This is a genomic window from Bacillaceae bacterium S4-13-56, from assembly GCA_040191315.1.
Taxonomy (GTDB): domain Bacteria; phylum Bacillota; class Bacilli; order Bacillales; family JAWJLM01; genus JAWJLM01.
On sequence record JAWJLM010000005.1, the window covers coordinates 124833 to 139476 of the forward strand.

Genomic DNA, 14644 nt, shown 5'->3' on the forward strand with positions numbered 1-14644 from the left:
TGACAGTTCTTTGAAGCCGTTTCTATAATGGGAATAGTAATTGTGCAGAAAGTTATAGTTTTATCACTTATTGTACATTAGTGATGGCATAGTGGTAAGATCACCCTATGCTGAACTCTTTGGGTACATACTACATCAAAGAAGAGATTCACTGGTTTCAAAGTAGAAGGAGGCACAAAAGAAATGACAAAAAGGGGCCGAATTGTTGCCTTTTTTGCGATCGTCTTTATTGCAGCAGTTGCAATTGGGATGACAGTTAATGGGGTTGCAAAGGATGTTAGACTAGGACTAGATTTGCAAGGTGGATTTGAAATTCTCTATGAAGTAACACCCCTTGATGGAGAAGAAGAAGTTAACGATAAGGTATTAGATGCTACTGTTCAATCCTTATATGAACGTGTTGACGTTTTAGGGATCAGTGAAACGGACATAGAAATTGAAGAACCTAATCGAATAAGAGTTCAATTAGCTGGAATTAAAGATCAAGCTGCTGCAAGAGAATTGTTATCTACTTCGGCAGAATTGACTTTCCGTGATATAGAAGACAAGAAATTGTTAGACGGTTCTGATTTAGTTGAAGGAAGTGCACAACAATCCTATAACCAAAATAATGAGGTTGTTGTGACTGTTAAGCTGAAAAGCGCAAGTAAGTTTGCAGATGTAACACAGGAAGTTTTGAATCGAGGAAGAAATTATCCTAATAATGCGCTAGTCATATGGTTGGATTATGAAGAGGGAGATTCTTTTGCCGAAGAATTTCAAAAGGAAGACCCAAAATACATCTCTGCTCCAGGAGTAAATGAAATCATTCGTAGCACCGATGTGGAAATTAGTGGTAATTTCACGATGGAATCCGCGAAACAATTAGCAGATATCTTGAATGCAGGATCCTTACCAGTTAAACTGGACGAGCTTTATTCAACCTCTGTCAGTGCACAATTTGGCGAACAAGCATTATTTAAAACAGTAACCGCTGGAGCAATTGGTGTTGCTCTTATCTTGTTATTTATGTTAGTTTACTACCGTTTCCTAGGGGTTATCTCTGTAGTTACATTAAGCATCTATATCTATTTAATTTTATTAGTTTTTAATTTGATGAATGGGGTTCTCACCTTACCAGGTATTGCCGCATTGATTCTCGGTATAGGTATGGCTGTCGACGCTAATATCATCACCTATGAACGGATTAAAGAAGAATTAAAGTCTGGGAAAAGTACAATGGCTGCTTTTCGTACAGGTATGAGTAGATCACTGGCAACTATTTTAGACGCTAATGTAACTACTATTTTAGCAGCTATTGTCTTATTCATTTTTGGTACAAGCTCTGTTAAAGGATTTGCGACCTTGTTGATTATAAGTATCGTTTTAAGTTTTGCTACTGCAGTATATGGAACTAGACTCCTTTTAGGGCTTTGGGTGAAGAGTAGATTCCTAAATAATCGTCCTGGATTTTTCGGTGTCAAGAAAGAGCAAATTGTTGATATTGAAAAAGGTGAAGAGGTAAAGCCTCAAGTTTTAGGTCGACAATTCAATTTTGTAGATCATCGAAAAAAATTCTTTGTTTTGTCAGGGATTCTTCTTTCTGTAGGTGCTATTATGTTACTCACAATGGGCTTGAATTTAGGAATAGATTTCACAAGTGGGTCACGAGTAGAGATAGGAACCAATCAAACATTAACTGTAGACCAATTAGAGAAGGATTTTGAAGAAATAGGAGTCAATCCAAAACAAATTCTGTTATCGGGAGACAATAATGAATCAGGCGTTGCTCGATTTGATAAGCAATTACAACAAGACCAAGTAGCGGAGATTAATTCCTATTTCCAGGATAAATATGATGCAACTTCCAATGTTGGAACAGTAAGTCCAATTGTAGGACAAGAGTTAGCTAAGAATGCTGTTTTAGCAGTACTCTATGCTTCAATCGGAATTATTATTTATGTTACCTTCCGATTTGAATTTTTCTTTGCAATTACGGCGATCATTGCCTTATTGCATGATGCCTTCTTTATTCTGGCTCTGTTTAGCATTACTCGACTTGAGTTTGATATTACCATTATAGCTGCCATTTTAACCATTGTTGGTTACTCGATCAATGACACGATTGTAACCTTTGACCGAATTAGGGAAAATTTAATTTTGGAGAAACGAGTTAAGTCCTTTAGTCATCTGGCATCTATTGTAAACAAAAGTCTGATGCAAACTCTTAGCCGAAGTATTAATACGGTTCTTACTACCATCTTTGCTGCTATGATGTTGCTCATCTTTGGAGCATCGTCCATTACTACATTTGCATTCGCATTAGTAGTAGGACTAGTAGCGGGTACCTATTCATCTCTATTCATTGCAGCTCAGCTTTGGCTTGTTTGGAGAGGAAAAATGCTTGATAGAAACCCAATTAATTTTAATAAGAAAAAGCCAACAGGTGGACCACAAGTATAATCTTCATGAATGACCCTTTTCGAAGGGTCTTTTCTTATACTATCAGAATAATTAGTTTCACCGGTTGGTAACATGAAAAAATCGACTTTTGCCATTAGGACTTGCGATAAATCGGTTTCAAGGACACTGAAAGGGGTATGTGTAAAATATTTATTAGAAAGGAAGGGTGGTGGGTGGCGAGTAGTTCAAAACTAATCTATAATAATTATATTGAACATAGTAGGAGGAGAAGTAATGAAGGGACAAACCTATTTTATATTTGCCTTACTTTTTGCTGTACTTATTGCCGTTTTTGCTGTTATTAACGTAAATGATGTTCAGGTAAATTACTTATTTGGAAACGGAGAAGCGCCTCTAGTATTGGTGATCTTGTTTTCAACTTTAGTAGGCGGAATTATAACTGCGGCATTTGGATCAGTAAAATTGTTTAGGTTACAGCGAGAGGTAAAGGCTTTGCGAGTAAAACTAGCTCAAAAAGATACCGATACACTAACAGAAGAGATGAAGCAAATTCCTAAAGATGAAGAAGAAATAGAAGATAAGGAAAATGAACAAAAATAGGAAATGAGAAGTCGTTTGCCACCCCTGACTCCCTCTAGTATAATAGTTGAGTCAGGGGTGAATCTATGTTACATAGTAAATCAAAATGGATCATTCAAGAAAATATAGATCAGATCAATCATTCATTAAGCAGTTACTCTCCTTTGCTAAGAAATCTTCTAATTAACCGGGGAATTACAACTGAGGAAGAAGCTAAGATATTTCTAAATCCTTCATTAAGTGATCTTTCTGATCCTTTTTTATTTTCAGGAATGGATAGAGCGGTTGAGCGCGTGAAAGAAGCAATCGGATTGGGAGAGCATATTTTAGTCTTTGGGGATTATGACGCGGATGGCGTCAGTGCTACTTCGGTGTTAATGGAAGCTTTACTTGAATGTGAAGCCATAGCGGAATATTATATTCCAAACCGCTTTAAGGAAGGATATGGTCCTAATGAAGTAGCGTTCCAAAATGCTGCTGCAGAAGGATTTTCTCTAATCATTACAGTGGACACAGGAATCGCAGCTGTTCATGAAGCCAAGATTGCTAAAGAGTTAGGAATAGATTTAATTATTACAGATCATCATGAAGCGCAGGAAGAACTACCGGACGCTTATGCTATTATACATCCAAAACTTTCACCGAATTATCCTTTTAAAGAGTTAGCGGGAGTAGGAGTAGCTTTCCAGTTTGCTAGAGCCTTATTAGGTTATTTCCCTAAATATCTTTTAGATTTAGTAGCTATAGGGACTATAGCCGACCTTGTTCCGTTGCGTGAGGAAAACCGCGTCCTAGCCACATTCGGTTTAAAAGCCTTTTCTCAAACGAACCGGCCAGGTTTGATTCATTTAAAAAAACAAAGTGGAATAAAAGAGGATGTTATAAACGAGGAGCATATTGGATTTGTTATAGCTCCAAGAATTAACGCTGTTGGACGTCTTCAGGATGCATACCCTGCCGTGGAACTCTTAATGTCGCAGAATGATGAAGAAGCGAAACATCTTGCTGAAGAAATTGATCAGCTTAATAAAGTTAGACAGCAATTGGTTACCGAAATTGCAGAAGAAGCGGAGGCTATGCTTGAAGATAACCCCGACCAATCGGTTCTTGTTGTAGCTAAAGAAGGCTGGAATCAAGGAGTACTCGGAATAGTTGCTTCGCGGCTTGTTCAAAAATTTGAGAGGCCAGCTATTGTTTTGGCGATTGATTCTTCTAAAAATGAAGCGAAAGGTTCTGCTAGAAGTATAGGAGCTTTTGACTTATTTTCTAATTGTATGAAAGTCAAGTCTTTATTCACTCATTTTGGAGGTCATGCACAGGCGGCAGGAATGACCCTTCCTATTGAAAATGTTTCATCGCTAAGAGATATTTTGAATGAATTGGCTAATAAGGAGCTTAGCCCTGAGGATTTCGTACCTATACTTGAAGTAGATACTTCGTGTGACTGGTCAAGCTTATCAGTGGACGCCATTCAGGAAATGAATCAGTTAGCGCCATTTGGGATGGGAAATCCTAAGCCATTATTTCACTTCGATAAGGCTGTTCCTCAGCAGATAAGACAGATCGGAGCAAATTTAGACCACTTGAAACTATTATTTGAAAAAGAAAATAAAAAAATAGATATGATTGGTTTTGGTATGGGATCACTCTATCAAAAAATAGCTATTCAGTCCGAGTTGGAGGCTGTGGGCCGTCTTCAAATAAATGAATGGAATGGAAGAAAATCTGTGCAACTCATGCTGGAAGACCTTCGAATTCAACATTGGCAATTATTTGACCACCGTGGAACAAAGCAATTAGAAAATATTTTGTCTCAGCTTAATGCTGGGGATACTAAAATTTTTACTTTTAAAAATCATGTAAACGGACAATACTTTTCACAATCCCGAGTATTATATGAGGATTGGAAACAGGATAAGACTATTATTAATGACTCTCATCTCGTTTTTGTAGACTTGCCATACTCTTTACAGGAGATGGAAGAAGTCTTACAACAAATCCAGTCAGACTGTGTATTTGTATGTTTCCAACGAGAGGAAAGCCGATATTTGACTGCCTTTCCTTCAAGAGAGGATTTCAAATGGTTATATGCTTTCTTCAGAAAACAGCAAACTATTTCCTTGCAAAAGGATCGTGAAAAGATTGCGCAGTACAAAGGCTGGAACCCGGAAATTGTCGATTTCATGTCGATGGTGTTTTTTGACCTTGATTTTGTTACAATAGAAAATGGATATGTGACCATACAGTCGAAACCTGGTAAAAAAGATTTATCGGATTCTTCCACTTATCAAAAAAGATTACAGCAAATTGAAGTGGAGAAAACTTTATACTATTCTTCCTATCAGGAATTAAAAAATTGGATGGAAAAAGCAATGAATAGCCGAACGATGGGCAAGGAGGAAGTATTAAATGGACTATAAGCAATATATTACAGTTGTTGAAGATTGGCCGAAAAAAGGGATTCGTTTTAAAGACATTACAACCTTAATGGATAACGGGAAGGTATATAAATCCGCTGTTGATGAAATTGTGGAATATGCGAAGGGAAAGAATATTGATCTTGTGGTTGGACCTGAAGCGCGTGGTTTTATCGTCGGCTGCCCAGTTTCATATGCTCTAGAAATTGGATTTGCTCCTGTACGAAAAGAAGGGAAGCTTCCACGAGAAGTCATAAAGGTAGATTACGGTTTGGAGTATGGTCAAAATGTTCTTACTATCCATAAGGACGCTATTAAGCCAGGACAAAGAGTTCTAATAACTGATGACCTACTAGCAACTGGAGGCACTATTGAAGCAACAATAAAACTTGTTGAAGAATTAGGCGGTATTGTTGCGGGGTGTGCCTTTCTTATAGAATTAGGTTACCTGAATGGTCGTGACAAGCTAAATGGATATGACGTTTTAACTTTAATGAAATACGATTGATTTTTGGAAGTGGAATAAAATCCCTTGTTGTATAGCAGCAAGGGATTTTATTCCACCTGCTAATACCAAAATTATAAAAACGAGAAGATTCGACAAAAGATGGTCCTTTCTTCTTTACTTTTTTCATAACTTTTCTGATAATGGAGTCAATACACTTGTAAATAGGTGTGAAAGTATAGGATATAAGGTGATTGAATGGCCAATGATAAATTATTGACGATCGATGACGTCATAAAAAAAGCTAGCACATATATATCGAAGGAAGATATAGAGTTCATCCGGAGAGCATATAATTATGCTTACGAAGCTCATAAGGAGCAGTATCGTAAATCGGGAGAACCTTATATTGTCCATCCTGTTCAGGTTGCAGGGATATTAGTTGATCTTGAAATGGATCCCGTGACTATAGCGGGTGGTTTTTTGCATGACGTGGTTGAAGATACTCAAGTAACGTTAGAAATGCTTGCAAAAGAATTTAATGAAGAAGTAGCAATGCTTGTTGATGGTGTTACGAAGCTTGGGAAAATTAAATTTAAATCAAAAGAAGAGCAGCAGGCTGAAAATCACCGCAAAATGTTTGTAGCCATGGCAAAAGATATTCGAGTTATTCTCATAAAATTAGCTGATAGGCTTCATAACATGAGAACTTTAAAGCATCTTCCACCTGAAAAACAGAGACGAATTGCCAACGAAACTCTTGAAATATTTGCACCACTTGCCCACAGATTAGGAATTTCGACTATCAAATGGGAGCTAGAGGATACGGCTTTGCGCTATCTCAATCCTCAACAGTACTATCGTATCGTTCATCTCATGAAGCAAAAACGTGCTGAACGAGAGCATTATATCGAAGAAGTAATGGATGAAATAAGGGATAAAGTAGAAGAAGTTAATATTCAAGTGGACATATCTGGAAGACCGAAACACCTATATAGCATATATCGTAAAATGGTGATTCAAAATAAACAGTTTAATGAGATTTATGATTTATTAGCCGTTAGGGTTATAGTTGACAGCATTAAAGATTGCTATGCTGTTCTAGGAATCATTCATACATGCTGGAAACCAATGCCTGGTCGATTTAAAGATTATATTGCCATGCCTAAGCCAAATCTTTATCAATCTCTCCATACAACAGTAATTGGACCAAAAGGTGATCCGTTAGAAGTGCAAATTCGCACCAAGGAAATGCATGAAATAGCAGAGTATGGAATTGCTGCTCACTGGGCCTATAAAGAGGGCAAACAGCTGAATAATGATATAAACAATTTTACTGATAAACTCACCTGGTTTAGGGAAATTTTAGAATGGCAGAATGAAACTCATGATGCGGAAGAGTTTATGGAATCCTTAAAAGTAGATCTCTTTTCGGATATGGTTTATGTGTTTACTCCTAAAGGAGATGTTATTGAATTGCCATCAGGCTCTATTCCTATTGATTTTGCCTATCGAATTCATACAGAAGTAGGCAACCATACCATTGGAGCCAAAATAAACGGCAAGATGGAGCCTTTAGATTATAAGCTTCATACTGGTGACATCGTAGAAATGATGACATCAAAGCATTCTTACGGTCCTTCTAAAGATTGGATTAAAATCTGTCAAACCTCACAAGCAAAAAACAAAATTAAACAATTCTTTAAGAAACAAAAACGAGATGAAAATATAGCTCGTGGAAAAGAATTAGTGGATAAAGAGATTCGCTCTCTGCAATTAGATCCTAAGGAAGTTATTACAACAAGTAATTTAAGAAGAGTTCTTGAGAAATTTAACTTTGCAAATGAGGAAGATATGTACGCTGCAGTTGGTTATCAAGGAATTACTGCAGCCCAAATTGCTACAAGATTAACGGATAAAATTAGAAAGGAAGCTTTAAAGAATCAAGATCTTCAGGAAACTCTCGAGGACGTTAAGACAGACGTAAAGTCGGATCAAGTTAAAAAGAAGGAATCCGGAGTTCATGTAACTGGAGTTGATAATCTTCTTGTTCGCTTGTCTAGATGCTGTACCCCTGTTCCAGGTGATGAAATCGTTGGCTATGTCACAAAAGGCCGGGGAGTATCGGTTCACCGTTCCGATTGTCCAAACGTTCATACAGAAGAGGCACAGCAGAGAACATTGCCTGTTGAATGGGAAAATGAAAATAGTAATTCAAAACAGTACAGTGTAGACATAGAGATTTCTGGGTATGACAGAAGAGGTTTATTAAATGAAGTCTTACATGCCGTAAATGAATCCAAAACTAATATTTCTGCGGTAACAGGAAAATCCGATCGAAATAAAATGGCTACAATTAATATTACAATCTTGATTCATAATGTTAATCATTTAAAGAAAATCGTAGAACGAATCAAACAAATACCAGATGTATACTCTGTAAGACGAGTAATGCAATAAGGAGAGTTTGGGCTGTGAAAGCTGTTATTCAAAGAACAACTAAAGCATCTGTTGAGGTAAATGGTGAGATTACTGGTGAAATTGAGGAAGGACTTGTAGTCCTTGTAGGTGTTACTCATGGAGACAAAAAAGATGCTGCCCAGTTTTTAGCCGAGAAAATTATAAATCTTCGTATTTTTGAAGATGACAATAATAAAATGAATCTCTCCCTTTTAGATAAAGGAGGAGCTATTCTTTCTATTTCGCAATTCACTTTATACGGAGATGCTAGAAAAGGAAGACGACCAAACTTTACTAAAGCAGCTAGTCATGAGCAAGCTCTTGTTTTATATCAATCGTTTAACAATCATCTTCGTACCCTTGGAGTAAGGGTAGAAGAAGGGGTTTTTGGAGAAATGATGGACGTTCGCTTGACGAACTCTGGGCCTGTAACTATGGTTCTGGATACAGAAGAAATAAAACCTAAATAGAAATAACCCCGGACCGAGTGCCCGGGGTATTTCTATTTTGTAAAGTATTTTTGCAATCCTTGAACAACCCCAAGGGCAGTTTGTTCTTGAAATCTACCTGTTTGAATCGTTTCTTCTTCTTTTTCGTTTGACATGAATCCAAGTTCAACTAAAACGGAAGGTTTGCTGTTTTCTCTAATGACATAAAAATCCTCAAACCTAGCTTCTCTGTCTCTTCGATTGGTATGTTGAATAATTCCTTCCTGTATCATGTAAGCAAGGTCTTTGTGTGAGGTATGGAAGTAATAGCTTCCTATCCCTGATACGGATGGGTATTCGGGAAAACTGTTGTAATGGATACTGATAAAGGCATCCGCATCAGATAGATTAGATAAGGTTGCCCTAGCCGACAAAGAAAGGTAGACATCAGTCGATCGACTCATAATTACTTTTGCTCCTGCTGCCTCTAACTTTTTCTTTATCGCCTGAGCGGTGGTAAAAGCAATATCTTTTTCGTAGGCTCCATCAATTCCAATAGCACCAGTATCACGACCACCATGGCCTGGATCTAAAACAATCGTTTTATTGTCTAATATATTTTCCGTTGAGGGGATATCTGTTTTCTTCACTGATTCTCTAGATACAAGCCATCCCGGTACAAAGGCAGACTCACTTTCCCATTCAACCTCAAACCATTGATCCTGTTGTTGTATTACCTTAAGTTTTTGTCCTCGTTGCCCTTGAGCAACAATATTGAAATCCGTTGAAGGGCCTGCCCGTAAGTTAGTTTCATTGTAGATTAAATAAATTTCTGTAGGGAGATCCCCTGGTTCTTGAGCATCTACAAGCCAACTAGAAATCCATCCTAACTGTCCATTTTCTAATTTGATTTGATACCATGATTTATCTTTTTTAAGAATCTCGTATTCCTCTCCAACCTTGATGCTCGAAATTACATTAGAAGTCAAAGAGGCTTCTTCTCGAATGGATACTTCAGGACCAAGAATGGTGAGCACTCCATTCTTCTCCTCCGATCTTTCAGGAGACTCCTTCGTGGTATTCGGTATGGCCGAGCTAGATTGGTCTTCAACTTTTATGTAATCTCCATGGACCCACCCTTTAGTACTATTGTAGATGATTTCATACCAATCACCTCTCTGAGAAATAAATTCATAGGTAGAACCTGTATTTAATGATCCAATGACAGGAGCATTGGTGGAAGGCTCGCTTCTTACTCTAAGCCCATCAGCCGTTGGCGATAAGTATCTTGCACTTTGATTCATGGTTTTAACTGCAACTAATTCCTTTAAAACCCACCCAGTATTTCCGTTTTTTAATTCAATTTCCACCCATTCGCCTTCTGAGGAAAGAACTTTAAACTGTTCCGAGTGGTTGACCTGTTGAATGGTTTCAAAATTTAGCCCTGGGCCAGAACGAACATTTAATACGTCAACTTGGATAACCACTTCATCGGCAAGAATGAACGATCCCCATCCCAATATAAGGATGAAAAAAGAAAAAAGAACGGAAATCTTGCGAAATATTTTCTTCAAGAATGATCCCCCTGTCTTAAAAGCTCACAGTTCTTATTCTACACATTTTTCTACATTTTTCTATAATAATTCATTTCTGTGTGTAACAAAAATGGCAAATGGGCAAGCTAGAAAAAAATAGGAAAGGGGAGTAGAAATGAGAGAGAGTGCTAAATCAGCAATATCAGCAAAAGAAGGAAAGGATATATTTGGAGTGAATTTCCATCGCTTTCTGCAAGTTCAGGATGATTTTGGCGGAATTGAAATGGCCCAGGAATTTGGTGTTTCTTTAGGAGATATAAAAAAACTTCGTGATAAATCAAATCGTGCTTGACAAGTTCTTCATTCGACATTATGATTATTAACAATTCAAAAGAACATTCGAACCGGTGACGGAAAAAAGTAAAATGAACCATGTGGTCAGAGAGAGGATACCATTGGCTGGAAGTATCATCCCATTATTTCATTTGAAAGACATTCCTTAGGTTTCACACTGAACGTTACTTCAAGTAGGTGTTGGACGTATGCAGGCGTTAACTGTCAAAGTTGGAAGCAAATAAATTTGCTTCAATCAGGGTGGCAACGCGGGAATCAACTCTCGTCCCTATTGATGGTCTTAGGATCGATCAGTAGGGGCGGGAGTTTTTTAATTGATAAGGAACCGTTCGCAATATAAGGGAGGCATGAAAATGAGTAGTAAAGGACCGAGGGGAACTCAAGATATCTTACCAGGCCAGGTTGAAAAGTGGCAATATATTGAAGGTAAGTTATATGACCTGTGTAAATCCTTTCATTATAAGGAAGTAAGAACTCCGATTTTTGAGCACACGGAACTCTTTCAGCGAGGGGTTGGAGATTCTACAGATATTGTTCAAAAGGAAATGTATACTTTTGAAGATCGCGGTGGAAGAAGCTTAACGCTACGACCTGAAGGAACAGCATCAGTTGTCAGATCCTATGTAGAACACAAACTGTTCGGCTCTGCAAATCAACCAGTTAAATTGTTTTATTTTGGGCCCATGTTTCGATATGAAAGACCCCAACAAGGAAGAATGCGTCAATTTGTCCAATTTGGAATTGAAGTTTTAGGAAGTAATGATCCTGCAGTAGACGCAGAGGTTATTTCTCTGGCTATGCAAAGCTATCGAAGCCTGGGGCTCCAATCTTTAAAGCTAGTTATTAATAGTCTTGGAGACAAGGATAGCCGTCAAAATCATCGTGAAGCACTTGTGCAACATTTTGACCCTTATAGAGAAGAATTGTGCTCTGATTGCCAAGTTCGATTAAAACAAAATCCGTTGCGTATTCTTGATTGTAAGAAAGACCGTAACCATCCTGCAATGAAGGATGCACCATCAATCCTAGACTTTTTAAATGAGGAATCTTCAGCTTACTTTGAGAGAGTAAAAAGGTATTTAGATGCTATGGGGATCTCCTATGATGTGGATCCTAACTTGGTTAGAGGATTGGACTATTATAATCATACGGCTTTTGAAATTATGAGTGAAGCAGAAGGTTTTGGGGCCATTACTACACTTAGTGGTGGTGGTAGATACAATGGCCTAGTTCAAGACTTAGGAGGACCTGAAACCCCTGGAATTGGATTTGCCTTAAGTATTGAACGTCTTCTAATGGCACTTGAAGCCGAAGGCATTGAGTTACCAGTTGAGGATCAGTTGGATTGTTTTGTTGTTGCAATGGGAGACCAACCTAGAGAGGTAGCCTCACAGGTGGTCTTTGACTTACGTAAATCCGGGATTCAAGTCGATCAGGATTATTTGGGCAAAAAAATAAAGAGTCAATTTAAAACAGCTGATCGATTAAAAGCTAAGTTTGTCCTTATGCTAGGAGAAAGTGAAATGGAGCAGGGTGTTGTTTCGGTAAAGGAAATGGGAACAGGTGATCAACAATCGGTTGCTCTTTCAGAAATCGAGAACTTTTTATTGGGAAAACTAAAGGGAGGTAGTTCATCATGAGTAGCCGAACGCAGTGTGGTAAGGTTCATATGGAGCAGGAAGGACATGAAGTTACGTTAAAGGGTTGGGTTCAAAAGAGAAGAGATCTTGGTGGGCTTATTTTTATCGATCTACGTGATCGTTCTGGGATTGTTCAGGTTGTATTTAATCCTACTGTATCGGGGCAGGCCCTTTCTACAGCAGAAAAAGTCCGAAGTGAGTATGTAATTGAGGTAAAAGGTAAGGTTGTGAATCGAGATCCTTCCACCATTAACCCAAATCTTGCTACAGGGGAAATGGAAGTCGTAGCTGAAGAGATATCTATTTTAAATGCTTCTAAAAATCCACCTTTTCTCATTCAAGATGACACCGACGTTGCAGAGGATCTACGTTTAAAATATCGATATTTAGATCTTAGAAGAAAACCATTGCAGGAAACCTTTATCTTAAGGCATAAAATAGCACAAGCCATTCGTAACTTTTTGAATGAAGAAGAGTTTTTAGAAATGGAGACTCCAATTTTAACAAAAAGCACACCAGAAGGGGCTCGCGATTACTTGGTTCCAAGTCGCGTCCATTCAGGAGAATTTTATGCATTACCACAGTCTCCTCAACTATTTAAACAGTTGCTGATGGTCTCTGGTTTTGAAAAATATTATCAAATTGCTCGTTGTTTCCGTGACGAGGACTTGAGAGCTGATCGTCAACCTGAATTTACGCAGATTGATATCGAAACCTCCTTTTATTCTATGGAGGACATTATTCACCTAACCGAAAACATGATGAAAAAAATGATATCTGAAGTAAAGGGATTAAAGGTTTCTACGCCATTCCCTAGGCTTTCTTATCAAGAGGCCATGGAGAGATTCGGTTCTGATAAGCCAGATACACGATTCGAAATGGAACTTAAAACCGTATCAGAAGTAGTGAAAAGTTCTGGATTTAAAGTGTTTAGTGGCGCTGTTGATTCCGGTGGTAAAGTAAGTGCTATAAATGTAAAAGGAAAAGCAAGTGAGTTTTCGAGGAAAGACATAGATGCATTAACTGAATTTGTAAAGGTATATGGTGCAAAAGGTTTGGCATGGCTGAAAGTTGAGGAAGAAGAATTCAAAGGTCCAATTGCCAAATTCCTATCTAACGAGGAAGTAAAGGGGCTACAACAGATTTTAAATGCAGAGGATCAAGACCTTCTTTTATTTGTTGCTGATAAAACACAAGTGGTATATGACAGTCTTGGTGCTTTAAGATTGAAAATAGGGAAAGAACTAGGTTTGATTGATGAATCAAAGTTTAATTTTCTCTGGGTGACGGACTGGCCATTACTGGAATATGATGAGGAACTTGGACGATACTTTGCAGCTCATCACCCATTTACTATGCCTCAGGTGGAAGACATTGAAAAATTAAAGGATAATCCTGGTGAAGTAAAAGCTCAAGCCTATGACCTAGTGCTAAATGGATATGAACTTGGCGGAGGGTCTCTACGTATATATCAAAAAGAAATCCAGGATCAAATGTTTGATATACTTGGTTTTTCGCAGGAAGAAGCAAAGGAACAATTTGGTTTTCTATTGGAAGCTCTAGAATATGGGGCGCCGCCACATGGAGGAATAGCTTTAGGGCTAGATCGAATTGTCATGCTACTTTCAGGAAGAACCAATTTGAGAGATACAATATTATTCCCGAAAACGGCATCTGCATCCTGTCTCTTAACAGAAGCACCTTCTCCAGTTGCTAATGCTCAGTTACAAGAATTGAATTTATCTCTTACCAAAAAAGACAGCAATAACGATTAAAATGGATTAGAAGTATAGTTTTGGTTAGTTTTCTCCTTCGGGTGAATCTTGAAGCTTGAGAAAAAATATGGTATTATTCAAGTATAGAAAGATCCAATCCTGATGTGTTCGTTGTTTTAAAAATCGTTTTGACCGAACATCAAAACAATGGGAGCTTAATTGGTTTTCATGTGGCATGCAAGCCTCATTATTTATGAATGAGAGGAAGCATAAAGCATGAAACAGGGCACCCACCTGCTAGGAGCGGGTTCAAAACTTGGCAAAACGACGGCACGATTGGGATTGGGTACATAATTGTAAATCCTTAAGGGAATCCCTAAGGATTTTTTTCGTGAATCGGGTAAAAGTAAGATTACAGATTTTCAAACGAGAAAGCCCACTCCTTTAGGTGTGGGAGGAGAGTGAGGTCAAATACGGAGTACCACATGTTAAACCGATGGTTTGTGGTGCTTTAAGTATTGGAAGATTTCATTTTTTTACACAGTTTGTGTTTCATAGGGATAAAATAAATGTATGAATGAATTCCGTTGAAAATAAATCAAACAACGCCGGTTTGAGATTTGTGAATGGGTGCATTCTTTGGGGAGATTCCCCCACGAAGAAAAACC

10 protein-coding genes, 1 other RNA gene and 1 other annotated feature are annotated in these 14644 nt (G+C 38.0%); of the genes, 10 read left to right on the forward strand and 1 reads right to left on the reverse strand.

Translation table 11 applies throughout. The features are described from left to right. The first annotated feature begins 183 nt into the window (after nucleotides 1–183). The 6 genes from secDF (at nucleotide 184) to dtd (ending at nucleotide 8774) form a co-directional block, all read left to right on the forward strand. Nucleotides 184–2442: a protein translocase subunit SecDF gene (gene secDF, locus RZN25_03035; GenBank protein ID MEQ6375804.1), complete on the forward strand. Its 2259-nt coding sequence runs from the start codon at nucleotides 184–186 to the stop codon at nucleotides 2440–2442. Between the two features lie 234 nt (nucleotides 2443–2676). Further along, on the forward strand, nucleotides 2677–3003 hold the full coding sequence (locus tag RZN25_03040; GenBank protein ID MEQ6375805.1) for a lipopolysaccharide assembly protein LapA domain-containing protein: 327 nt from the start codon (nucleotides 2677–2679) through the stop codon (nucleotides 3001–3003). A 65-nt stretch (nucleotides 3004–3068) separates the two neighbouring features. Next, a complete protein-coding gene (gene recJ / locus RZN25_03045; GenBank protein MEQ6375806.1) occupies nucleotides 3069–5402 on the forward strand; it encodes a single-stranded-DNA-specific exonuclease RecJ in 2334 nt (777 codons plus the stop codon). Next, a complete protein-coding gene (locus RZN25_03050) occupies nucleotides 5392–5907 on the forward strand; it encodes an adenine phosphoribosyltransferase (protein MEQ6375807.1) in 516 nt (171 codons plus the stop codon). The genes recJ and RZN25_03050 overlap by 11 nt, the downstream gene beginning before the upstream one ends. 195 nt (nucleotides 5908–6102) lie before the next feature. After that, a complete protein-coding gene (locus tag RZN25_03055) occupies nucleotides 6103–8304 on the forward strand; it encodes a bifunctional (p)ppGpp synthetase/guanosine-3',5'-bis(diphosphate) 3'-pyrophosphohydrolase (protein ID MEQ6375808.1) in 2202 nt (733 codons plus the stop codon). Between the two features lie 14 nt (nucleotides 8305–8318). Next, nucleotides 8319–8774 (forward strand): D-aminoacyl-tRNA deacylase, encoded by a 456-nt coding sequence (dtd, locus tag RZN25_03060; GenBank protein ID MEQ6375809.1) that lies wholly within the window; start codon nucleotides 8319–8321, stop codon nucleotides 8772–8774. Between the two features lie 32 nt (nucleotides 8775–8806). Here the strand turns inward: dtd and RZN25_03065 are convergent, their stop codons facing one another. Further along, nucleotides 8807–10306, reverse strand: a complete 1500-nt coding sequence (locus RZN25_03065) for an N-acetylmuramoyl-L-alanine amidase (protein MEQ6375810.1) — start codon at nucleotides 10304–10306, stop codon at nucleotides 8807–8809. A gap of 136 nt (nucleotides 10307–10442) precedes the next feature. Between RZN25_03065 and RZN25_03070 the strand changes: the two genes are divergently transcribed. The 4 genes from RZN25_03070 (at nucleotide 10443) to ssrS (ending at nucleotide 14323) form a co-directional block, all read left to right on the forward strand. After that, entirely contained in the window at nucleotides 10443–10619 is a 177-nt protein-coding gene (locus tag RZN25_03070) for a hypothetical protein (protein MEQ6375811.1), read from the forward strand. Nucleotides 10620–10665: 46 nt separating this feature from the next. After that, nucleotides 10666–10894 (forward strand) — a binding site (T-box leader). Between the two features lie 80 nt (nucleotides 10895–10974). Further along, nucleotides 10975–12261 (forward strand): histidine--tRNA ligase, encoded by a 1287-nt coding sequence (gene hisS, locus RZN25_03075; GenBank protein MEQ6375812.1) that lies wholly within the window; start codon nucleotides 10975–10977, stop codon nucleotides 12259–12261. Beyond that, nucleotides 12258–14036, forward strand: coding sequence for an aspartate--tRNA ligase (aspS, locus tag RZN25_03080; protein ID MEQ6375813.1), 1779 nt, complete (start codon nucleotides 12258–12260; stop codon nucleotides 14034–14036). The genes hisS and aspS overlap by 4 nt, the downstream gene beginning before the upstream one ends. A 93-nt stretch (nucleotides 14037–14129) precedes the next feature. Continuing rightward, a non-coding RNA gene (ssrS, locus tag RZN25_03085) (6S RNA) lies at nucleotides 14130–14323 on the forward strand. Nucleotides 14324–14644: the final 321 nt, after the last annotated feature.